The organism is Gimesia fumaroli, assembly GCF_007754425.1.
Lineage (GTDB): Bacteria > Planctomycetota > Planctomycetia > Planctomycetales > Planctomycetaceae > Gimesia > Gimesia fumaroli.
In genome coordinates this window covers 279,135-302,571 of the sequence record NZ_CP037452.1, presented here as the reverse complement: position 1 = coordinate 302,571, position 23,437 = coordinate 279,135, and the positions used below count along the sequence as shown (strand labels likewise).

The window sequence follows — 23,437 nt, the reverse complement described above, 5'->3', positions numbered from 1 at the left end:
TCAAGATATCTGGATTCACACCATGAAGCGCATGCAAGTTTTTTTCAGCATCTTACTAATCGGCCTGTTCGCCTCGTCCCTTTCTGCACAAACCGTCAAAACACTGGCGGGCACCGGCAAACAGGGACACTCAGGAGACGGCGGCCCCGCTGTGAAGGCGATGGTCGGCGAGCCTTATGGTCTCACGCTCGGCCCGGATGGCGCGTTGTATGTTTGTGAAATCAAAAGCCACGTCATTCGCCGGATTGATGAAAAAACGGGGACGATTTCCACTGTCGCCGGTTCGGGCAATAAAGGGTACAGCGGCGATGGCGGTTCGGCGCTGAAAGCGGAACTGAACGAGCCTTACGAAGTTCGCTTTGACAAAGCGGGCAATATGTATTTCGTGGAAATGGTGAATAACATCGTGCGCCGCGTGGATGCCAAAACCGGTCAGATTGAAACCGTTGCAGGCACCGGCAAGAAAGGCTTCTCCGGGGATGGAGGACCGGCGACGGAAGCGACTTTTTCAAGACCGCATTCGATCGCATTGGACAACAACGACAATCTGTATATCTGTGATATCGGCAATCATCGGATTCGCCGCGTCGATTTGAAATCAGGCATCGTCAGCACGTTTTCCGGTACCGGCGCACGCAAGCCAACTCCCGATGGTGCGAAGGTTTCTGGTACTCCCCTCAACGGTCCACGGGCTTTGGATTTCTTCGCTGATGGCTCTGGAAAGGGCTCTTTGTATCTCGCTTTGCGGGAAGGGAATAAGGTGTATCGGATCGATTTGGATAATGAGACTTTACATCACATCGCGGGGACTGGTAAAAAAGGATATACAGGGCATGGCGGACCAGCCAAAGAAGCGACTTTGTCAGGCCCGAAAGGAATTTCCGTCGCACCGAACGGAGACATTTATCTGGCTGATACCGAAAGCCATACGATTCGCGTGATCCGCAAGAAAAACGGCATCATCGAGACAGCCGTGGGAGATGGCAAAAAAGGAGATGGCCTTGATGGCGACCCTGCAAAATGCCGCATGGCACGGCCACATGGTGTTTATGTGGGCCCCAAAGGAAATGTCTATATTGGTGACAGTGAAACTTACCGCGTTCGCAAGTTAACTACGGGACAAAATTAATGAATATCAAACATGAGTACTATCGCCGCTTGAATACGCTTTCTGTCGCCGCACTGCTGGTTCTGCTGGGAGGTTCGCTTGAACTTTCCGCCGGCGAAACCTGGCAACGTCAACAACTGGATGCCGCGTTCCGCTCGGAAGGTTCTGCCGCGGCCGATGTCAATAAAGATGGCAAAATGGATGTGATTGCCGGCGATGTCTGGTACGAAGCACCGGACTGGAAAATGCACGAAGTTCGCAAACCCGGAAAATTTGTTGCCGGCGTGGGATACAGCGACAGCTTCTGCAACTTTGCTTACGACATCAACCAGGATGGCTGGACCGATTTCATTTACGTCAGTTTTCCCGGCAAAGAATTCTACTGGTATGAAAACCCAAAAAATAAATCAGGTCACTGGAAAGAACACTTGATCTGGCACAGTATCTGTAATGAAACGCCCAAATTCGAAGATCTGAACGGCGACGGCAAACCGGAGCTGATCTTTGGCTCACAGCCGGAGCAGCAGATGGGATATCTGGAAATTCCACCGCCGGAACAGGCTACGAAAAAATGGACCTTCATGCCGATCAGCAAACCCGGCGATCCCATGAAAAACGGCACGTTCAAATATTATCACGGCCTGGGCGTCGGCGATGTTAACAAAGATGGCCGCCAGGACGTTCTGATTCCCAATGGCTGGTGGGAAGGACCCAAAGAATTCGGAGAAGGGCTCTGGAATTTCCATCCGTTTACATTGAGTGTCAGTGGCTCCGAGCCTCCTGAAAAAATGGCTGACCTGTATGTGGAAGACCTTGACCAGGATGGCGATAATGACATCATTGGCAGTTCAGCACATGCGTTTGGCGTCTGGTGGTTTGAGAATGTTTCAGAAGATGGCAAGCCAAAATATAAAGCGCATCTGATTGATAAGAGCTACTCACAAACCCACGCGATGCACTTCATCGACATGAACGGCGACGGGCAGCGGGATATGGTCACCGGTAAACGGTTCTTTGCTCACAACGGTAAAGATCCAGGCGGTAAAGACCCGGTTGTGATGTACTGGTATGAAATCAAACGGGGTAAGAACTCCGCGCCTCAGATCATTCCTCACAAGATTGAAGCGGGCAACGATACCGGCGTGGGAACTCAGTTTTCCATGGCGGATATGAACGGCGATGGCCGCCCTGATATCGTACTCTCGAATAAAAAAGGCGTGAATGTTCTGATCCAGAATTAATTACCGCTGACATTCACACGCAGGATTGCAGACTGATTCTTTGTTATCCTGCGTTTTTTTACGCCCTGAAAGCGTTTCGTAATTCGAATGGTTCATACCCATTAGCCGCAGGGCGTTAGCCCCGGTTGAATCGTCGTTTGCTAACAGCAGTTCGACTTCTTATCAAACGAACCAACTCCAACGTAGGGGTCGTCCCATGTGACGACCCGCAGGGTTCGCGTCGATAACAGTACCCGCGTTCGCACGGTCATGTTGGTACCAGACGAACGGTTTCAAACGTTCGATCCTCGCCAGGCGGGTAGACACATGGGTCTACCCCTACGCGATATCGGGTTTTACTGCTGACTTCGTTCGTCAAGCACTCGCTGATATATCTCGCGCAGACGACGCGTCATCGTTTCGTGGCGAAATTGATCGGTGAATCGTTCCCGTCCCGTCTGACCAAACCGACGGCGTTTTTCCGGATCCGCGGCAAGTTCCATCAATGCCTGCGAGAGTGGTTCAATTGATTCAGGCGGCAGAAGATAACCGGTTTCGTCGGGAAGCACTACTTCCCGGGCACCATCCACGTCGTACGAAACCACCGGTTTGCCGGCGATCAATCCTTGAGGCAGCACGCGGGCCAGTCCTTCCCAGACGCTGGTATGCACGACGATATCCATCGCATGAATCAATTCCGGCACTCGCTCGGGAGGCACCAGACCGGCGAAGATGAAATGCTCTGAGAGCCCCGGTTCGGCGATGCGTTGTTCAAATTCCGCTCTGAGAATTCCATCGCCGACCAGCAGAAAGCGAACCTGCGGCTGTGCCTCGACAACCTGTTTGGCGGCTTCAATCAAATACTTGTGCCCTTTCAAATGAAAGAGCCGTGCTACTTTGCCGATGACGATGTGCTCGGGTTCAATGCCCAATTCTCGACGGACCTCTTCCGGGGGACGCGACGGCGTGAGAAACGGCTCGACTTCCATTCCGCTGTAGACGGTATCGTAGCGATCCTGGGTGGCGATGCCGGCTGCGACATACTGATCGGTCATCGCATCACACACACTGATAAGCCGGTCACAGCGGCGGGCCGCCCATTTCTCTGCAGCAATATAAGCGTGATAATGCACGGGAGACTGGCCGAAGTGAAAGGCGGCTCCGTGAATCGTATGCACCGTCGGCAGTTTCAGATGCCAGGCAGCCGCCCGTCCAAGAATGCCGGCTTTCGAACTATGAGTGTGTACCAGATCGGGCTGATAGTCGCGGAGTTCGGCAATCAGTTCACGATACGCGCGCCAGTCATTCATCGGACTGATGCTGCGTGTCAGATGCGGAACGATCCGTAAATCGAAACCACCCTGCTCGGCCCGGGGAATCAGGGTTCCTTCGGGTCCCTCGGTCGGCCCGGTCATGAGTGAGACTTGATCGTCATAATCGCGATACTGATCTTCGACCGTATAGAGCGTATTCTGCTGCGCACCGCCAATGATCATCCGGGTGATAATATGCGCGACTCTCACTCGGACACCAGCCTCTGGCGGTTCTGTCTCTGGAAACGGTTCAATCTTGAAATCAAAATCGCTCTCATCATAGTCTCAATTGAAATGACATTTTCTCTTAACTGGCTGGAGGTGGGGGCGGAGGTGTTGCTGCTTGAAAATAACCAGCCAACTGGGGTACCTGACTGGCCGGCAACCAGCCCGCCATCCCTGCAGACCAGACCTGAGTGCTTCCTGAAATCTGGCCGCTGGCGATTCCCTGTGAGATCTGTTCCAGCGGAAAGGGGCCTTGGGTCTGACCATTAACGGCAATATGCCAGGCCGCCGGTGGTGGTGGAGGCGCCGTTTGCCCCTGTGCCCCCATGCCAGGTGCTCCCATCATGCGGTTGGCCATCGCAAAGCCCATACCGAGCCCCATGCCTTCGGCGGCGCCACCGCCGGACGGGTTCTCAGCAGCAGAGAGCATCGCTTGCCCCATCTGGTATTGCTGGAACTGGTTCATATCGCCGATGACGCCCATGCTGGTCCGAGTATCCAGTGCTTTTTCTACTGTTTCCGGAAGCGAAATATTTACGATCAGCAATTGTGGTACTTCAAGACCGTATTCATCGTCAATCCGTTCATTCACTATTGCTTTCAGCTCGGTCGAAATCTCGCTGTATTTGGAAGCGAGATCGAGTGCAGCATACTTGGATTCACCAATCAGATCGGCAAACGAGCTGAGAATGATCGATCTTAACAGTTCATTGATCTCATTCGAATGAAACTCACCATCAGTGCCTACGAGTTCTTTCACGAGGATCCGCGGATCATTGGCTTTGAGCGAATAGTTTCCGAAGGCACGCAACCGAATAGGGCCGAACTCGGGATCGCGGAGCATAATTGGATTTGGTGTGCCCCACTTCAGGTCTGTGATCTGTGTGGTATTGACAAAATAGACCTCAGAACGAAAGGGGCTGTTGAAGCCGTGCTTCCAGCCTTGCAGTGTTCCTAAAATCGGCAGGTTGTCAGTGGTAAGTTGATAATGGCCTGGCTCGAAGACATCGGCAACCTGTCCACGATGCACGAAGAGTGCCATCTGTCCCGGTCGTACGATCAGTTCCGCCCCATTTTTGATTTCATTCTGATAGCGGGGAAATCGCCAGGTGAGAACATGTTTCGAATCGTCGATCCACTCAATGATATCAACGAGTTCGGCCCGTAATTTATCCATCCAGAATCCCATATTGATTTCCCCTCTTTCAGTCTGACTGTTTCTTGAATCTGGCTTTGTAGAATGGCACGAAAGTGAAATGCAGGCAGCGAACGTGCCATTTTCTCGATTGTAACCCGCTCTTCAGTTGGCTCGCAATCAAAGAGATCACCGCCTCAGCGATTATTCTCAAATCGTCACTATTCTATTATCTTACTGCCTTACACCCAGACCGCATGCGAGTCTTCCCGAGTGGAGGCACTTTTTAGGTAAACGGCACAGCAGTTGGCCAGGATCAAAAAAACCGGTAAAAACCATGCGAAACCTGAATATTCACAAGGATATCGGAGCTGAGAGCTATTGCCTAAATGTATACACATTTTCGGTTCTATAAATTGCTGTTGACCTGCTTTGTTGAAAGTTTTACATTCCCGCCGCGCTCTTATGGTAGAGCTTGAGACAAGGAAGTTTCGTAAATCTTCTGACGACTAAGTATCAACGTGATTGGTGACTCCGGAACCCGCTGGTTCGAATCAGCTCCGGAATCGTTTCCCAACAATCCGGGACCCAAAGGATTGTTGAATCCAGCAGTAACGCTGGTGGGGCTGAATTCAGGCAATCACATGATCCCCTCGCGTCGGATACAAAACATGGAGATTTTAAGCAATGGGCGACCCAACCCCAAACCCGCATGCGACCAACGCCAAGACAAACTCGAAACGAAAAATACTCTTTTTCGCAGCCGGTACAGGGCTGGTTCTTTTCGCTGGCATTCTTTTCTTCCAGACCTTCAATGCCAAAGATGGTGCTGCCGGTGAAGAGAAACAAGCTGGCAAGGTACGACTTTCCGGATCCCAGCCAACGCTCCGCAGCCAGCCGGTTGCCAAAGTGGGCAGTGTTGTAATTACTGAAGATGAGCTGGCTCGTGAATGCCTGGCTCTCTATGGACCGGAAGTTCTGGAAAACGTGGTGAACCGGGCCATCATTCAACAAGCTTGCCAGAAAGCGGGAGTCGTTGTCGAACAGGCTGAAGTTCACGCCGAAGTCGAAAAGATTGCAAAACGCTTCAATCTGGATACCAAAACCTGGTACGACATGTTGCAGGCTGAGCGAAAAATGAATCCTAATCAGTATCGCCGGAATGTGATCTGGCCAATGCTGGCTTTACGGAAACTGGCTGGTCAACAGACAAACTTGACTCAGGCACAGGTTCAGAAAGCATTTATTCGAGATTACGGCCCGCGCGTCAAAGCTCGGATGATCATGCTGGACAATCTGCATCGTGCTCAGAAAACCTGGGATGATGTCAAAAGAAATCCAGCTGAATTTGAACGAATCGCCCGCGACTACTCAATTGAGCCGAACAGCCGTGCTCTGGGTGGTGCCATTCAGCCGATTCCGCAATACTCAGACAACGAGAGCCTCTGGAAAGCCGCTTTCAAGCTGAAAGAAGGAGAGGTTTCCGGGATCATTCAGATTGGTCCAAGCCGTTATGCCATTCTGTTCTGCGAAGGCCGCACGGAACCCGTTGTGACCGACATCAACGAAGTCAAAAACCAACTGGTAGAACAGTTGACAGAAGAACAAACACAAGAAGCAGTTGCCCGCGTGTTTGCCAAGCTGAAAGAGGAAACCCGGGTGGACAACTATATCACCAACACCACAACCGGTGGGGTTTCGCAGACTTCGGGAACGAATTTCTCGAAAGGTCAAGTGAAACAAGCGATTCCTAACCCGACTCAAGGATTTAACCGAGCCGGTAAGTAGGCCTATTTCTCTGAAACAGAGAACCAGATAGTCAAAACGCGTGTCAGTCCTGGTTTACTGACACGCGTTTTTTTATGTCCTGACAAATCTGCTCAAAATTCCTCGTATTCCGCAGGCGCATTTTTCGGGGCGATCGCGTAAAATAGTCCCTGTTGGGCGTCCTCCCCCAGCCAGATGTGAAGGCGGCGGAAAAAGAGAGCCCGGCAGATAGTCGACAAATATTCCTTGTTATACAGGCAGTGTTTCAATTATGCGTGGCGAATCGGAAGTTCCCTCATCAGACGATGGTTTTACCATCCCTGTTGCAGAGAGAGTAAAGCGTTTACCCCCTTATCTTTTCGGAAAAATCAACAAGCTGAAATACCAGAAGCGTGTGGCGGGTGTTGACGTGATCGATCTGGGAATGGGTAACCCGACCGATCCGCCTGATCCGTTGATTGTGGAGAAAATGGCGGAAGCAGTCGCTGATCCGCGAAACCACCGATATTCAGTCGCCAACGGAATTGCGAACCTGAGAAAAGAAGTGACGTCTCGTTATTGGAAGAAATATGGCGTGCGACTGGATCCCGATTCCGAAGTCGTCGCCTGTATCGGTTCCAAAGAAGGCTTCAGCCATCTGTGTCTGGCGCTGATGGGCCCCGGCGATACCGCCATCGTGCCGTCCCCTTCTTTTCCCGTTCACGTTTATGCGGTGATGTTGGCTGCAGGGAATGTGATTGAACTCGACGTTCGCGAGCCCGATCAGTTTCTTAAGAATATCGCTTATACCTGCGAACATCTTTATCCCAAGCCGCGCGTGGTAGTGGTGAACTTCCCTCACAACCCCAGTGCCACCGTGATCGAGCAGGACTTTTATGTGGAACTGGTTCGCCTGGCGCGTAAATATTCGTTTCTGGTGATCAGTGACTTCGCATATGCAGATATCTGTTTCGACGGTTACAAAGCCCCCAGCTTTTTAGCAACTCCCGGCGCTTCCGAGGTCGGTGTGGAATTCACAACGATGAGTAAGGGATTCAGCATGGCTGGCTGGCGCATCGGGTTTTGCTCGGGCAACTCGGAAATGGTGCGGGCACTTTCGACCATTAAAGGCTACTACGACTACGGCCTGTTTCAGCCGGTTCAGATCGCCGCAATCGTCGCCATGCGTCACTGTGAAGCCGCTGTCGACAGTATCGCCGCGGAATATCAGCAACGCCGCGATGTCTTCTGTAGCGGCCTGGAACGACTGGGCTGGGAAATCGAACGCCCTAAAGCCGGCATGTTCGTCTGGGCAAAGATTCCCGAACCCTGGGCTCAAATGGGGTCGATTGATTTCGCGATGAAGCTGCTTGATGAAGGGGGCGTTGCAGTCAGCCCCGGTCGCGGGTTCGGCGAAGACGGAGAAGGTTATCTGCGGATGGCCATCGTCGAAAATTCACAACGCCTCAGGCAGGCCGTGAAGCAAATCGGGAAATGCATGAAGTCGGAAGAAATCGCCGCGGAATAGCCAGTACGATCGGAAGCCTTGAGGGCTTTCCGGTCATCTCAAGTGTTTTTGCGTTGATCGTCGATGGATTTCATAAAGCCTTGAATTTGATTGTCGGCCAACTTGACGGTTCCAGCGTCTGGTCCAATACGAATGCCCGTGCGCTGCATGGGCTTTCTCTGTTCAACAATCGTATTGTCTGTGATGATCAGATCAGACGTTTTGCCGGTAATATCAATGGCGACTCCCTGATCTGCGCCGCTATTGATAATTTGATTTTTCACCACCGTATTTCGATTGGCCCAGAAGTTTTTCCCGCGGGCGTCATCACGAAACAGAATGCCTACTTTTCCGCTATTGGAAATCACATTCTCGCGCATGATGTTGTCGGTATCGTTGTGACCAATCGAAATTCCGAAGTTGTTTCCCGTCAGCTGATTTTTTTCGGCCAGTCCGTATTTCACTCCCCAGCACCAGAACAGGCCGATATGATTGTTTTCAAATCGACTGTTTATGATCTGCGGGCGCTGTGAACCGGAGCCCGGGTGTACGCCGAGACCGGCATTATCGTGACTGTGGCAATGTTCGACTTTTACATCGTGACAGATCTGGAAGCTGATTCCATCACCGTTGTAATTGCGCGTGGTCACATCGCGAATCGTGTAACGATTGCAGTCCTGCAGAAAAATACAACCTCCATAATTCCCATTCAGATTGGTATTATTTTTCCGGTTGCCATCCAGCGTCAGATTTTCGATGACCACATTTTTCGTATATTCGCTGGTAAGGAGTGGGAACAGAGATGACGCCGTCGGCTTACCGGAGAGCCAGAGATTTTTCCGAAGGCCGTCATTCAATTTAAAGCGGTTTCCGGATCGTGCCACGAGCGTACGCTTTATTACATCCTGACTGCCTGTGTTGGGATTCTTCGAAATCAGTACCACACCGTCACCCACCTGAAAGCCGGCTGATTTCTCGAGCGTGATCTCCTGGTCGTACCAGTCAGAATCTTCTGATAGGGCGACGGTTTCAGAAGCACCTTTAGTAATGATCGTCTCCGGACCGCTTCCGAGCAGGCGAATTCGGGAAGGCAGGTGCAATGCATTTCTTAGAGTGAACGTTCCTGGCAGAATTCGGACCGTGCCACCTCCTTTACCAGCGATATAATCGATGGCAGCCTGCAGGGCTTTGTCACTAGAACCGACAATGTCTCCGCGATCCGTCCCCACCGAGATGGAAATCCGCTCGTCCCAATCGGGTTCGAACCGCTGATCCCCATCGGTCGCGCGGCGTTGTTTCACTGCAGGAGTCTCGCTGGCTACGAGTTGCTTGATGCTCGCAGAACCGAAGCCGGTTACTACGGCGGTTTCTAAAAACTGTCGGCGGGAAAGTATCACTGGTCTCATTTCAGGACTCCAGTATGATCAGGCGGGGGAGTTATTTAACACTCTTTAAAATCAGTTTGCCCGATGTCACACCGCAATTCAAGTCATTTTCTGAAGGAGACTTTTTGAGACCGGTTTTTCGAGTACTATTGGATAAAATCCTGTTAAACAAAGGCAAATCTATGATGATCCGCCTGCGAATGACTTACTTTTCATAGATCCTCGAAAACGGAATCAATGTGATCTGCGACTGAGCCAGACCATTATTTTTCGTTCGGTCACCAGCACAATGACCCAGCAGCACCCCAGCGGGTGTGAACTCTATCGCGGTATAGCAGTACCAGCCATTCGGATTGTCTTCAATGTTCTGAATATGTTCCCAGGTCTTGCCTTCATCTTTGGAGACGGCAATGGTCAGCGGCGTTCTCTTGCCGCGCAATTGCGGGCTGATGCCGTGATGATTGTTCCAGACCAGCAGTAAATCGCCGGTGGAAGGGATACGTTCTATCGATGCAGGTGAAACCGGTGAAACAAGATGGGACGGCTTGAGCTGGGAAAATGACTTGCCGCCATCCTGTGAGTACTCAACATACTGACTGCCGCCGTTGGTTCGACAGAACCCCATTAGTCTGCCGTCTTTGAGCTCGACTACGCCGGGCTCCTGCATATAAGGTTGCTTTTTCCCCGGCTGTTTTTCGACAACAACCTCTTCGCCGCGCTGCCAGGTCTTGCCATTATCGTCTGAGTAATAACAGAGAAACCGGGCATTGGGGTTGAAGCGATCAGAGCCTTTCAGATTTTGATGTAACGCCAGAGGAATCACAATACGGCCGTTTTTTAATTGAATGACCCGATCATTATTCAGAACATAATAGCCTCTCTGCTCTTGAGGAATGATCTCAACCGGTTTACTCCAGTGGGCTCCTTCATCGTTACTGAGACGCATCACGGGGAGTAAATCGTGAATGGAATTTTTCCGCGCATAGAACAAAGCGATTTGTCCCGACTGTAACCGCAGTAGAGAAACCGACATGATATTCTGTTTGCCGTCGTTCTCAATAATTGTCTGGTCCTGAGAAGTCCATGTCTTGCCTCCGTCAGACGAATAGCGACCTGCCAGATAAGCAGAAGAGTGATCGGCAGCACCTCCAGTAAAATGTGTGTACACAAAGAGGATGCGCCCGTCTTGTAGCGTAATGAAATCTCCTTCGCTGTTGCGCGGGTTATTTTCAGTGGGTGGTAACTGCAGTACGCGTTGTATTTTAGCAGTGTCAGATAAATTGCTCTGATCTTTCTCGTCTGCAAAGAGGTCATTTTGATGATAGAAGCCAATCAAAGCAGAGATGATGACTAACAACTTACAGCGAATGACAAATTTCATTTCTCTCTCCTCATCTGAGTGAGACAACGCGCCCCGAGCACATTCGAACGACTTGGCCGCCTAGAGACCAGATCAATACCGAAGGGGACCATTCGATTGAACTGGAACGCTGCCTACACTACAAGTTGACCTAACTGGTTTTCTCCTGATTTCTAATGGAAATGTCTTGCCACTGAATGGTCATTGGATTTGTCAAATTCGTTTTTCGTCAACGACCTGTTCTGTAAGCAAACGCGTTTGGCTTTGAGGGTAATTCCTCAAATAAAATGGAAAAACAATAAATACACATAAACACAAAATATGCCTGTAGATATGCATCTCAAATAAGGAATCGAACCTAGAAAAGTCAGGATTCTACTCATTAAAATATTGACAAATTAATCTTTTGGTTTTTAATGAAGTTTCTTAATGCAACAAATCGATCAGGCTTTCGCCTTAAAAATTGCGAGTATTTTTCTGTCAGTTCTGACAGTTTTCGTTGTTCAAGTACAAATTTCGTCCTCTTATCTTTGAGATTCGTCGCTCTTTACTGTTAACTGAAATTTGTTTGCGCACAGTTTCTTTTTTTGCATATCTAAAATGCTGTGTGCATTTCCGTTTTCAATTCGCTTGAGAGCCGGATAAGAGTAAGAGTTCGAGATGGTCATTATTCCTCTTATTTCTCTATTTTTTCCGGAGGTGAAGATGAAACGGCTCGCAACAAAACGGGGTTTCACCCTGATCGAACTCTTGGTAGTCATCGCGATCATCGCGATTTTGATTGCCTTGCTATTACCAGCAGTGCAGCAGGCACGTGAAGCTGCTCGCAGATCGACGTGCAAAAACAATTTGAAACAAATTGGCCTGGCACTTCACAACTACCATGAAACTCACCGTACATTTCCCTTCGGCGCGAATCATATTGGAAGCGGTGATTTTCGTGATGTTTCCCCCGAACCAACACTCGCTTTAAACCACACGGGATGGTTAATGCTACTGCCTTTCATGGACCAGGCACCACTTTATAATCAGTTCAATTTGAATATCGCCACGAACGGCCATTTTGGCCCCCCTTCAAGTACGGTATCCAATATGATTACTGGAGTCGTGGGTGGCTGGCCGAATGCGAATAGTGCTCTCGTCCAAACAAACCTGCCTGTGTTACTTTGCCCATCAGATGATGGTGAATCACCTGATGTCGTCAACGGTAGTATTGACTATTATACAGCCAATCATGCTAGAACCAATTACCTGTTCTGCGCCGGTGGACATGGTGTTGGATGGACTGGCGGAAGACTCTGGTCGATCTATCAAACCAGTGCCAGTAATTTGCCTGATGGCCGGACCGGTATTCGCTACCGAGGTATGTTTGGTTACAACGGAGCTGCCAAGATTAAAGATATCAAAGATGGAACCAGCTCCACAATCGCCGTCTGTGAAGGGGCCATCAATGGTCGTACCAGTGATAATTATACTCCGATTTGGGCCGGGTATCGTCGCTACGGTACCTTCGCTGTCAATCACCCCAACCTTGATGCAAATCACATCAATAATGCACGGTATCACATCAATGGGGCCGTGCATGTTCCGGGAATGACCAGTTCCGGATCCACTGCAGACAGACGACATCATGTGTGCGTTGCCTCCAGTGTTCACGAAGGGGGAATTCATGTTCTGATGGGTGATGGGTCAGTACGTTTCCTCAGCGAAAACATGGATAAGAATACTTACGCTTTACTGACGCGTATCAACGACGGCGAAGTCTTAGGCGAGTATTAATACATTCTGGTCCACTCCCTGAAAACTTCTGAATTAATATTTGATTTCAGTTCGGTTAAGTCATCATTAGTTGATCGCGTGAAGGAGAGAATTGTGAAACAGTTTCACAAGATACTACCATTTTTATTAAGTATTGTATTTCTATTTTCCATAACAGCTTGCACCGGGAGTTCGAAAGGCGCTCCTGATAATAGTGACACCCCTCTTGAAGTAGGTGATGAGGAATCCTTGGCGCTTCCGCCAAATGATTGAGAGAAGCATTTTTCTAGTAGTTTCTACCATTTGTGAATAGCCCTTACACTTTGCCGACTGCTCTTTATTATGAGCAGTCGGCTTTGTTCATTTTAAGAGCCCTATTTTTCAGAAAACCATCGCCTGGCTACTGCTTCTTTTGATCCACAGCTGCTGTGCCTTCTTCCGCGTTCAAACCGGGATCGGGTTGAGTCGATTCTGCATTATTCGAATTTCCACAAGCTGACACAGCCAAACAAAGAAATAAAAAACAGCCGCCCGTTAACTTACGCAAGTTTTTTTTTGTGAGTAGGTTCATCATTCCCGATCCCTTTCGGACTAACGTGCTTCAATGGTATAGCACTAAAAGCAACCAAGATCTCTCTAAGTTGTATGCTGTCTCGGAAAACCTGTCCCCCCCATCTTTGTGGAGTACAGGTTGAAGGTTTTGACCTGTTCTCTCAAGAACAGCAGTTCGTTTAAAATTCGCCTACCGTTAATCCATCATTTCGATGATGCAATCTCTGGTATATGCCCCAATGATTGGCCAGGTACGCCTTATCGTTCCACCCGCCGCCGGGCACTCCCGTCGCGCAGGCATTCGGATCATTGCTCCACTCACAGCCGCAACCTTGTGTAGCACATGTCGAACCGCTTCTGGTGGAAACGATATGCTGAATATTTTCCGAGATGAATCGGACAGCACCATCCGCCATCAGAAAATGTGCGCCGCCTGTATGGGTACTGCCAAATCGCCAGTTGGTCGAAGTCATACCTGATTTGAGCTGGTTGGTCAGCGGATAGAAACCGGCTGCCATAAACCAGTCCCAGCAGCAGGCAGTATCACTTCCCGGGCTCGCAGTCGTATAGGTATTATGTTGCAGTCCCAACCAGGAACCTCCGGTCCAGACCTGATAGGATCTTTCACCGACGGCAATGGTATTCGAAGTTCCATCTTTAAAACTCGAAATTTTACTGGGACGTGCGGGATCCATTGTGAAAAAACCACCTGAAACAATCGCGGTAGTACTGTCAGCGTTCTGAAATCCTCCTGCACTGCCGGCATAACTCGTACTGGGAATGGACGTCATATAATTGGGAGTACCTGAAGCGTGGACACTTCGTGTCGGGGCACGATCGGTGTCACTGGGGCATAAGACGCCAGCAATACCACTTAACCCTTGGATGACCGTTTTGTTCGTTCCCTCAAATATTCCTATGTTAAAATTGAGCTGATTATAGAGGGGGGCCTGATCCATATACGGAAGAATCATCGCCCCCCAACTTGCCGCATTCCCATACTCATTCGATCCATTTCGCCCGCGAATTTGTGCCGGAGGAAACATACCATAGGTCTCATGATAATTGTGCAAAGCAAGACCGATTTGCTTCAGATTATTTTTACACTGAGTTCGACGTGCAGCTTCGCGTGCCTGTTGCACAGCAGGCAATAACAGGGCGATCAGAATCGCAATGATGGCGATCACTACGAGCAATTCAATCAGCGTAAATCCGCGCCTCTTTAAAGGTTTCATTTTCACGTTCCTGCTCCTTAGAAAAAATAAGAAATGACAGTCACAACAAATCAACTCGCAATAGATATAAGCTGCGATTTTCTACCAATAAAAAGAGTTCCTGATCGAACTCATTGATAGATGAGATTGAAGTGTGATCCAATATGGGAGTATTTGTGTCAGGCTCTTAGAATTTAGGCTGATTAATACATTGGTTCATTAATATACATACGATTAATAAGTCAGTCTACAGAGGTATTCATCAGACTGTCAATACCTTCGCTCAATAAACCTGATGTTTGCACTAATGTGTACTTTTTCTAGGTATTTTCCTTTATAGTCGGCATCCGGATAGATTGGAGCAATTGATCTCAGTGAGAGAATCTCCCTTGGGCTTCTGAAGCGATGAAAACTGTCGTTACTCATTCGTGTCTGGCTTTCTCCTCTGAAACTTCACCAGTACCAAGGAGTAAGGTCGGAACAGGTCTTGAGAAGCGAGAATGCAACGAAACAGCATACTCATAGACCGAATAAGAGACGCTTCTGCTGTCCGGTCTGAAAACAGGAGAACCTTGGTTTTATCTGACTCTCCCGGGAGCTATAATTCTTATAAGCTCTATCTATTTCGGTTTGAAAATAAGCTCCATTACGCTTTCATATCCACTCTGAGGTTTTCATAAATGCTGGCAAAACGAATCATTCCCTGCCTTGATGTCCATGCGGGCCGGGTTGTCAAAGGGGTCAATTTTGTTAATTTGCAGGACGCCGGCGACCCCGTTGAAGTCGCTGCACGGTACGAAGAACAGGGTGCTGACGAACTGGTCTTCCTCGATATCACCGCCAGCCACGAAGAACGCGAAATCATTCTGGATATTGTCCGGCGGACGTCTGAAGTGATCTTCATGCCACTCACCGTAGGTGGAGGGATTCGAACCCTGGAAGACATTCGCGCTTTGTTAAATGCCGGCTGTGATAAAGTCTCGATCAATTCGTCAGCGGTCAAAGATCCGGAATTGATTCGGGAAGCTGCCTTACGATTCGGCAGTCAATGCATCGTCGTCAATATTGACCCCAAACGGGTTCAAAAAGACGGAGAAGAATTCTGGGAAGTTCATGTGAATGGTGGGCGTGTCCCTACCGGCCTACAAGCCATCGAATGGGCTCAAAAAGTAGAAGATCTGGGCGCGGGCGAAATTGTTTTGACATCCATGGACGCGGATGGCACCAAAGATGGCTACGACCTGCCGATGACAAAAGCGGTCGCGGAAGCAGTCACGATCCCGGTTGTCGCCAGTGGAGGTGCCGGCTGCCCCGAACACTTATACGAAGTGCTGACAGAAGGCAAAGCCAGCGCCGCTTTAGCTGCCAGCATTTTTCATTATGGCACCCATCCCGTCGATGAAACAAAACGTTATTTAGCCGAGCGAAACATTCCCATTCGTTTCAAAAGTACCGTTTCCCTGACACCGGGATAATAGCCTGACACAACCGGACCTGGTGACCAAAGAGTGACAAATTTACCCCTATTCCCGTTAAAAGGGCCTTGCATGTTCTTCCAGAGTATTCAAAATAGTAATAGCGGCCGAATTTAGATCCGTTGAATCAGTGAAGCAATCTACTTGGTTTACGCTTCCTGAATCCAGTCAGCATTTCATTTCTACTCAGCTACAGGATCGTGTAGCCGAACAGATTATTTGATAAGTGGAGTTTGTTAATGGCGACAACCGTTCCTGCGAAAGCAAAAGACATTTCCCCGATCACGGGTCGTGCGGAAAATGAGGTCGATAAAGTATTCCGCCAGTTAATCAAACATGGCGGCTCCGACTTGCATATGCAGGTCGGCAAAGCACCCATCCTGCGTGTGAAAGGAACTCTGCGCGAACTGCAGATGCCCCCCATTGACCGGGATCAGATGATGGCTTTATTTGATCCGATGATGGATGAACGAAACAAGAAAATCTTCGTTGATGAAGGGGGAGCCGACTTTTCTTACGTTGTAGAATATGAAGGTGAAGCCTGGCGTTTCCGTGTGAACTTATTCATCCAGCTGGGCTTTCCGGGTATGGTCTCCCGTAAAATCGAACGCTCGATTCCGAACTTTGAAGGGCTGTACCTGCCTCCCGTGATGGAATCGCTTTGTAAGTTCGACCAGGGGATGGTGCTCCTGGCCGGGGTGACCGGTAGTGGTAAAAGTACGACCATTGCCTCGATGTTGAACTGGGTCAACGACAACTATCGCAAACACATTCTGACAATTGAAGACCCGATCGAATTTGTATACACCCAGAATAAATGTCTGATCAATCAACGTGAAGTCGGCATTGATGTGAAAGACTTCGAAATTGCGATGAAACATGCCGTGCGTCAAGACCCCGACATCATGCTGGTGGGCGAAATGCGTGACATGGAAACATTCTCCACCGCGATCCACGCTGCGGAAACCGGGCACCTTGTGTTTGGAACCATTCACGCATCTAACGCCCCCAGTTGTATCGGACGTATTCTCGACCTGTTCCCCCAGGATATGCATAAAGCACTGCGAGGAAGTTTGGCGTTTAACATGCGTGCCATCGTTGCACAGAAGCTGTTAAAGACCATTGTCGATACACCGGGCCGTGTGCCAATTGTGGAAATCATGACCTTCAATCCTACCGTGCGAAAACTGGTTCTGGAAGAACAGGATGAAAAACTGGCCGCCGCCATCCGCATCGGAAAGGACGAAGGCATGCAGCAGTTTAACGACAGTTTAAAAGGGTTTATCGACCAGGAATTTATCAGTCGGGCCGATGCCTTCGAAATTTCACCGAACGTGGAAGAATTGAAGATGACCCTGAAGGGAATCGACGTCAAAGGCGCCGCGATTCTGTAAACGCGGGTTTCTCATTGAGATCATGTTAACAGGCGATGTCTTTTGCAGACATCGCCTGTTTTTTATGTTCGAGCATTTAATACAGAATGCCGGTTTTTCTGAAATGGTCTCAGTGAAACTGAGCCCCTTTGACATTCATCTGCAAACTGTAAACCTTATTTGCACAAGTAAAATACAAGGTCTTCCCATCGACTCCCCCAAACGTCACGTTCGAGCAAAATTCCGGTACCGGGATTAAACCGAGCGACTTCCCTTCCGGGCTGGCAACCCAGACACCTCCCCGCCCTGACAGATACAGATTTCCTTTCTCGTCGATACTCATGCCATCCGGGGAATCCTTTCGCTCAGTATCGGGATTGAAAAACACCTTCCCTGCTCCAACGGTGCCATCCTCCTTGATCGGGTAACTCCGCCAGAGTTTTTCGTGACTGTCGCCCACGTAGAGTGTCTTCCCATCATTGGTGGCGATCACGCCGTTGGGAACAGGCATGTCAGTGATAATTTTCTTAACGTCCCCATCAGTCGTCTTGACGTAGACGGCACTCGTTTTGCGATTTTTGAAATCGGGGTCCGTAAAATAAATGTTTCCGTTCGGCGTTTGACAAACATCGTTCGGCTGGTTCCATTGGGGATTCTGCGCCACAACAACCGTATCACTTGGACCTGACTCACCAAAGCCGTAACTCATCACATGCTGACCATAGGCCTGGGCCCCGAGCATCCGTCCCTTGTCAGAGAGATACGTTCCATTAATGCCTTTTGTCTGATCCAGCCAGATACTGGCTTTTCCCCGCCCATCCAGACGCAGAATTTTGGTGTCTTTATCAACAAACGAAGTGAAGTACAACTTCTTGCCGACAGGGTCCCAGATCGGGCCTTCAAAAAATGCCTTGGCAGCATACTCTTCCTGCAGCTTCGCATTCTCGGCCACAGTCGGCGGCACAGGATGCATTTCCACCTTCGGCTCCTGACCAAAGGCTTCAAGCAAACAGACAGAGAAATAAATCATGACGAGAAAAATCGTAGAGTGTTTAAACATCGGAAACGGTCCTGATTTTGAACGATTTGTGGAAAAGTACGTTTTAGGATTGAGAAAAGCGCGTCACTTCATCGTAAAGAAAAGCAGCAGCCGAGATCTACTGTGGAGTTCTGATTTTCCGTCTCGACACTCAAGATACAGGCTTGAACAATCAAAGAAACCAACAGGGAATCAGCCCTTGATGCTTGATTTTGCCACACGCTCTCTACAGACTAAGAGTAAGATTCTGAGTTTACTTTATAAAAGGAACCGGATTCGGCTCACCAGTAAAAAAGCGACATTCCCACCTGTTATTTAAAAGATACACCAAATCATAGAAATAAAGGACCAGGAACAATGAACCAGCGATTGTTCTTACTGGCGACGATCACACTCACCTTACCCTTAATGATCATAGCCCAAGCGGCGCCTCCGGTTCCCCCTCCGAAAAATACCGGCGGAGAATTCTTCAGCCCCGCTGACTCACTGAAACAATTCACGGTGCCCGATGATCTCAAAATCGAACAGGTGCTGGCTGAACCTTATGTGAAGCAACCCATCTTTCAAAATTTTGATGAACGCGGCCGGATGTGGGTCATCAACTACTTGCAGTATCCCTACCCCGAAGGCTTACGCATTCTGAGTAAGGACAAGCACCACCGCTCTGTCTACGATAAAGTCCCTCTGCCACCACCGCATCATGAAAAGGGTGCAGACAAAATTACCATCCACGAAGATACCAACGGCGACGGCAAATACGACAAACTCAAAACATTCGTTGACGGTCTCAATATTGCCTCTTCATTTGTTAAAGGACGTGGAGGCGTCTGGGTCTTGAACCCTCCCTATCTGCTGTTCTATCCCGATCAAGACAACGACGACGTACCCGATGGCGATCCGGTCGTACACCTCGAAGGCTTCGGTATGGAAGATACGCACTCGGTCGTCAATAGCCTCCGCTGGGGCCCGGATGGCTGGCTCTATTCTTCCCAGGGAAGTACCGTGTCCGGCAAAGTTAAAAAGCCGGGGCAAAAAGATAGTGAAGCCATTCAATCGCTGGGGCAATTGATCTGGCGGTATCATCCCGAAAAGAAAATTTATGAGATCTTCGCTGAGGGCGGCGGGAATGCGTTCGGCGTCGAGTTCGATGATAAAGGACGACTCTACTCCGGTCATAACGGCGGAAACACCCGAGGCTTTCACTACACACAAGGCAGCTATTACCAGAAAGGTTTCGGCAAGCACGGCCCGCTTTCCAATCCGTATGCCTTCGGTTACTTCCAGGCGATGAAACACGCCAAGGTGCCCCGCTTCACACACAACTTCATCATCTATGAAGCAGACACACTCCCGAAAAAATACTGGGGGCATCTGTTTGGCGTAGAGCCGCTGCAGGGCCGCGTGGTCGAAAGCAAAATCACCGCAGACGGTTCTTCCTATCAAACTGAAGATCTGCAACGACCAGTGGCGACGACCGACAAACGATTCCGCCCCGTCGATATCAAAGTCGGCCCCGATGGCGCGATTTATTTTTGTGACATGTACGAACATCAAATCGCACACGGCCAGCACTACGCAGGTCAGGTAGAAAAAGGAGACGGTCGCATCTATCGCCTCACAGCCAAAGATGCGAAGCCCCTTGCTCCCTTTGATCTAGGTAAGAAATCTTCGCTGGAATTAGTTGACGTTCTCGACCATCCCAACAAGTGGTATCGCCAGCAGGCCCTGCGATTGTTCGGCGATCGCAAAGATGCATCCGTCATTCCCGCATTGAAACAAAAGCTGTTTTCCTCAGACGGGCAATCGGCGCTGGAAGCACTCTGGGCGCTGAATCTGAGTGGTGGACTGAATGAAACTGTCGCAGCAAAAGCACTGCAGCATCAGGATCCATACGTGCGTGCCTGGACGATTAGATTGTTGTGTGATGAAAACCAGGTCCCTGCCAAAATTGGTCAGCAACTGATTGCACTCGCATTAACCGAACCACACGTGCAAGTCCGTAGCCAGCTCGCCAGTTCATCAAAACGACTTCCTGCAGAAACCGGGCTACCAATCGCCTTTAATCTGCTTAGTCGGTCTGAAGATCTGGATGATGTCCATCTGCCCCTGATTCTCTGGTGGTCACTGGAGAAACGGGCCGAGAAAGACCGCGACGCATTACTGGCTTATTTTTCGAAAGCCGAAGTCTGGCAGTATCCGATCGTGGAAAAATATATCCTGGAACGCATCATGCGGCGGTATGCCTCAACGGGATCCCGTAATAATCTGATGGTCTGCGCCAAACTCCTTGAATTAGCACCTGAAAAATCGCACGCAGAAATCCTGATGTCCGGCTTTGAGACGGCAATGAAAGGCCGCTCCAAAACCAGTTTCCCGAAAGAACTGATCACGGCAATGTCTAAATACGGCGGACAGTCCATGTCTCTGGGAATGCGTCAAGGCGACAAAGCCGCCATCGCCAAAGCACTCAAGATCGTCGCTGATCCCAAAGCCGACAATCAAAAGCGGCTGGACCTGATTCAGATCCTGGGTGAAGTGAAAGTTCCTGCGAGTGTCCCGGTACTGCTGGATATCATCAAAAATTCCAGCGACCTGCAAATGCAGATTGCCTCCATCAATGCCCTGCAGCAATACCTGGATGCGAACATCGGCAAAGTGGTCAGTGCCCAGTACCCCGATATGTCGGACGATTTGCGGAGCGCAGCCCAGACACTGGTTTCGATCCGAAAGCCGTGGGCACTCGAATTCCTGACCGCCATCGATTCCGGAAAAATCAACAAAGAGACGGTCTCAGTGGAAACCGCGCGGAAGATGACCGTTTACAGCGATGAAGCCATTACGGGGCTGATCTCAAAACACTTCGGCTCCATCGCCGGTGCGACCACCGAACAAATGCAAAAGCAGATCGCCGTCAATCAACGACTGCTGCAAAACAGCAAAGAAGAGCCCGACCGCTACGCGGGAGAAAAACTTTTCCAGAAGAATTGTGGTAAATGCCACAAACTCTTCGGCAAGGGAGGCGAAATTGGTCCCGACCTGACTGCTTTCAAACGCGACGATATCAACCGAATGCTGGTGAATATTGTCAATCCCTCCGCGGAGATCCGAGAAGGCTTTGAAACGTTCCTGATCATCACTGAGGATGGGCGAACCGTGAACGGCTTCCTGGCCGATCAGGATAACAATGTGATTGTAATCCGTAGTGCCGACGGACAGAGTATCACCGTTGAACGCGATAACATTGACGAAATGCTGCCGCAGAAGAAATCGTTAATGCCAGAAGGATTACTCGACAAACTCTCCAATAAAGAAATTCGCGACCTGTTCAGCTATCTGCGGAGTTCCCAGCCTCTGCCGTAAGCATTTTTGATCTGAAACCGAACGGCGATTGAGAAAACAGGACAACTTGCTAGAATTAAGGCCGGCTTTCAAAACCATTTGAGAGCCGACTCTTTTTATATTTACTCTAGTCGTCAATCAATCTTGAACAGACAGGAAGTCGCGACGAGCGCGCCAACGAGCATGCGGTCCACTCCAGACAACCTGTCATTCCAGGTCTGATAAGACACTTGGCAACTCTAGCAGAGACAGGAAGCAAACCAATGTCCGGGTTTCGAACCGAACGTGATTCAATGGGTGAAGTGCAGGTTCCAGCAGACGCCTATTACGGCGCACAGACACAACGGGCCGTCGAGAATTTTCAAATCTCCGGCAATACCCTGCCCCCCAGCCTGATTCATGCCATGGGACAGGTCAAACTGGCGGCCGCTCATGCCAATCGTGATATCGGAAAGCTGGCAGGAACCGGTAAAAACCCTCTCAACGACACACAGATCAAAGCCCTGATCGCAGCGGCAACCGAAGTGGCTGAAGGCAAATTTGACGACCAGTTTCCCATCGATGTCTACCAGACCGGCTCGGGAACTTCGAGCAATATGAATGTCAACGAAGTCATCAGCAATCGTGCGATTGAGATTCTGGGGGAAGATCGGTTTGCTCCGGAAAAGTCCGTGCATCCGAACGACCACGTTAATATGGGCCAAAGTACCAATGATACCTTTCCGACTGCCATTCATGTCGCCCTCGCTTCCAGCATTCACAATCTTTTGATCCCGGGACTCGAAAAATTCGCCGCCAGTCTGGCTCAAAAAGCCAAAGACTGGGATCAGATTATCAAAATTGGCCGCACCCATCTGGCCGATGCAACACCACTCCGGCTGGGACAGGAATTCGGAGGCTTTGCCCGTCAGCTGGAACTCTGTGTCGAACGTGCCAAGCGAGCAGCGGCAGCCGTGTATGAATTGCCCGTCGGAGGTACCGCGGTCGGCTCGGGGATTAACACCCACCCTGAATTTGGTCATCGCGTAAGTGCAGAACTTGCGAAACTGACCGGGATTGCCTTCGTCGAAGCAGCCAATCACTTTGAAGCAAATGCACAGCGGGATGGTCTGGTAGAATGCCACGCCGAACTCAAAACGATCGCGACCACGCTATTCAATGTTTCCAATAACATTCGCTGGCTTGGTTCCGGCCCGCGCTGCGGTTTCTATGAAGTCAAAATTCCTGACCTGCAGCCCGGCAGCTCCATCATGCCCGGAAAAGTCAATCCGGTAATGTGCGAAAGCATGATGCAGGCCAGCACCCGCGTCATCGGCAACGACCAGACCATCACCATGTCGGGAGCAGCCGGCGGACAATTCCAACTGAATATTATGATGCCCGTGATGGGATTCACAGCTCTGGAAAGCATTCATCTGCTCGCCAATTCCAGCAATGAATTTGTGAGACTCTGCTCTGACAATATGGAAGCAAACAAAGAAGCCTGCAATGCAGCCGTCGAAAATAGCCTCTCGATGGTGACCAGCTTGAACCCGCATATTGGTTACGAGAAAGCCTCGGCACTCGCCAAAGAAGCGTTCAAGTCAGGCAAGACCATTCGAGAATTATGTACCGAGCAAAAGATTCTACCTGAGGAAACGCTCAAGGAAGCCCTCGATCCGATGAGCATGACCGAACCACAGGCATAA

16 protein-coding genes are annotated in these 23,437 nt (G+C 49.8%); 9 read left to right on the top strand and 7 right to left on the bottom strand.

What is annotated here, in order from left to right; all coding sequences use genetic code 11:
- Window positions 1-22: 22 nt before the first annotated feature.
- Together Enr17x_RS01170 and Enr17x_RS01165 are read left to right on the top strand one after the other, a co-directional pair.
- Window positions 23-1,129 (top strand): NHL domain-containing protein, encoded by a 1,107-nt coding sequence (locus tag Enr17x_RS01170; RefSeq protein ID WP_145305426.1) that lies wholly within the window; start codon window positions 23-25, stop codon window positions 1,127-1,129.
- Window positions 1,129-2,349 carry an FG-GAP repeat domain-containing protein gene (locus Enr17x_RS01165; RefSeq protein WP_145305425.1) on the top strand — a complete coding sequence of 407 codons (1,221 nt, stop codon included), beginning with the start codon at window positions 1,129-1,131 and terminating at the stop codon, window positions 2,347-2,349. The genes Enr17x_RS01170 and Enr17x_RS01165 overlap by 1 nt, the downstream gene beginning before the upstream one ends.
- Window positions 2,350-2,684: 335 nt before the next feature.
- On the opposite strand, the gene Enr17x_RS01160 is transcribed toward Enr17x_RS01165, so the two are convergent.
- Together Enr17x_RS01160 and Enr17x_RS01155 are read right to left on the bottom strand one after the other, a co-directional pair.
- Complete coding sequence (locus tag Enr17x_RS01160) at window positions 2,685-3,851, bottom strand: glycosyltransferase family 4 protein (protein ID WP_145305424.1); 1,167 nt, start codon at window positions 3,849-3,851, stop codon at window positions 2,685-2,687.
- Window positions 3,852-3,948: 97 nt separating this feature from the next.
- The gene (locus Enr17x_RS01155; RefSeq protein ID WP_145305423.1) at window positions 3,949-5,055 is read right to left on the bottom strand and encodes an SPFH domain-containing protein; all 1,107 of its coding nucleotides are present in this window, start codon (window positions 5,053-5,055) and stop codon (window positions 3,949-3,951) included.
- Between the two features lie 633 nt (window positions 5,056-5,688).
- Between Enr17x_RS01155 and Enr17x_RS01150 the strand changes: the two genes are divergently transcribed.
- Both Enr17x_RS01150 and Enr17x_RS01145 read left to right on the top strand, forming a co-directional pair.
- Window positions 5,689-6,789 (top strand): peptidylprolyl isomerase, encoded by a 1,101-nt coding sequence (locus Enr17x_RS01150; RefSeq protein WP_145305422.1) that lies wholly within the window; start codon window positions 5,689-5,691, stop codon window positions 6,787-6,789.
- A 250-nt stretch (window positions 6,790-7,039) separates the two neighbouring features.
- Entirely contained in the window at window positions 7,040-8,275 is a 1,236-nt protein-coding gene (locus tag Enr17x_RS01145; RefSeq protein ID WP_145305421.1) for an aminotransferase class I/II-fold pyridoxal phosphate-dependent enzyme, read from the top strand.
- 38 nt (window positions 8,276-8,313) lie between these two features.
- On the opposite strand, the gene Enr17x_RS01140 is transcribed toward Enr17x_RS01145, so the two are convergent.
- Window positions 8,314-9,660, bottom strand: a complete 1,347-nt coding sequence (locus tag Enr17x_RS01140) for a right-handed parallel beta-helix repeat-containing protein (protein WP_145305420.1) — start codon at window positions 9,658-9,660, stop codon at window positions 8,314-8,316.
- A gap of 184 nt (window positions 9,661-9,844) precedes the next feature.
- Window positions 9,845-11,020, bottom strand: a complete 1,176-nt coding sequence (locus tag Enr17x_RS01135; protein WP_145305419.1) for a sialidase family protein — start codon at window positions 11,018-11,020, stop codon at window positions 9,845-9,847.
- Between the two features lie 684 nt (window positions 11,021-11,704).
- On the opposite strand from Enr17x_RS01135, the gene Enr17x_RS01130 reads away from it, so the two are divergent.
- A complete protein-coding gene (locus Enr17x_RS01130) occupies window positions 11,705-12,778 on the top strand; it encodes a DUF1559 domain-containing protein (RefSeq protein ID WP_145305418.1) in 1,074 nt (357 codons plus the stop codon).
- Window positions 12,779-13,157: 379 nt separating this feature from the next.
- Here Enr17x_RS01130 and Enr17x_RS29410 read toward each other — a convergent pair whose 3' ends face one another.
- Window positions 13,158-13,331, bottom strand: coding sequence for a hypothetical protein (locus Enr17x_RS29410; protein WP_198000901.1), 174 nt, complete (start codon window positions 13,329-13,331; stop codon window positions 13,158-13,160).
- Window positions 13,332-13,488: 157 nt separating this feature from the next.
- Window positions 13,489-14,544, bottom strand: a complete 1,056-nt coding sequence (locus Enr17x_RS01125) for a DUF1559 domain-containing protein (RefSeq protein WP_145305417.1) — start codon at window positions 14,542-14,544, stop codon at window positions 13,489-13,491.
- A gap of 659 nt (window positions 14,545-15,203) precedes the next feature.
- Between Enr17x_RS01125 and hisF the strand changes: the two genes are divergently transcribed.
- Window positions 15,204-15,998 carry an imidazole glycerol phosphate synthase subunit HisF gene (gene hisF, locus Enr17x_RS01120; RefSeq protein ID WP_145305416.1) on the top strand — a complete coding sequence of 265 codons (795 nt, stop codon included), beginning with the start codon at window positions 15,204-15,206 and terminating at the stop codon, window positions 15,996-15,998.
- A 239-nt stretch (window positions 15,999-16,237) separates the two neighbouring features.
- Window positions 16,238-17,392 (top strand): type IV pilus twitching motility protein PilT, encoded by a 1,155-nt coding sequence (locus tag Enr17x_RS01115; protein WP_145305415.1) that lies wholly within the window; start codon window positions 16,238-16,240, stop codon window positions 17,390-17,392.
- A 109-nt stretch (window positions 17,393-17,501) separates the two neighbouring features.
- Here the strand turns inward: Enr17x_RS01115 and Enr17x_RS01110 are convergent, their stop codons facing one another.
- Complete coding sequence (locus Enr17x_RS01110) at window positions 17,502-18,431, bottom strand: SMP-30/gluconolactonase/LRE family protein (protein WP_145305414.1); 930 nt, start codon at window positions 18,429-18,431, stop codon at window positions 17,502-17,504.
- 336 nt (window positions 18,432-18,767) lie between these two features.
- Between Enr17x_RS01110 and Enr17x_RS01105 the strand changes: the two genes are divergently transcribed.
- Complete coding sequence (locus Enr17x_RS01105) at window positions 18,768-21,770, top strand: PVC-type heme-binding CxxCH protein (RefSeq protein WP_145305413.1); 3,003 nt, start codon at window positions 18,768-18,770, stop codon at window positions 21,768-21,770.
- Window positions 21,771-22,012: 242 nt separating this feature from the next.
- Window positions 22,013-23,437 (top strand): class II fumarate hydratase, encoded by a 1,425-nt coding sequence (locus Enr17x_RS01100; protein WP_145305412.1) that lies wholly within the window; start codon window positions 22,013-22,015, stop codon window positions 23,435-23,437.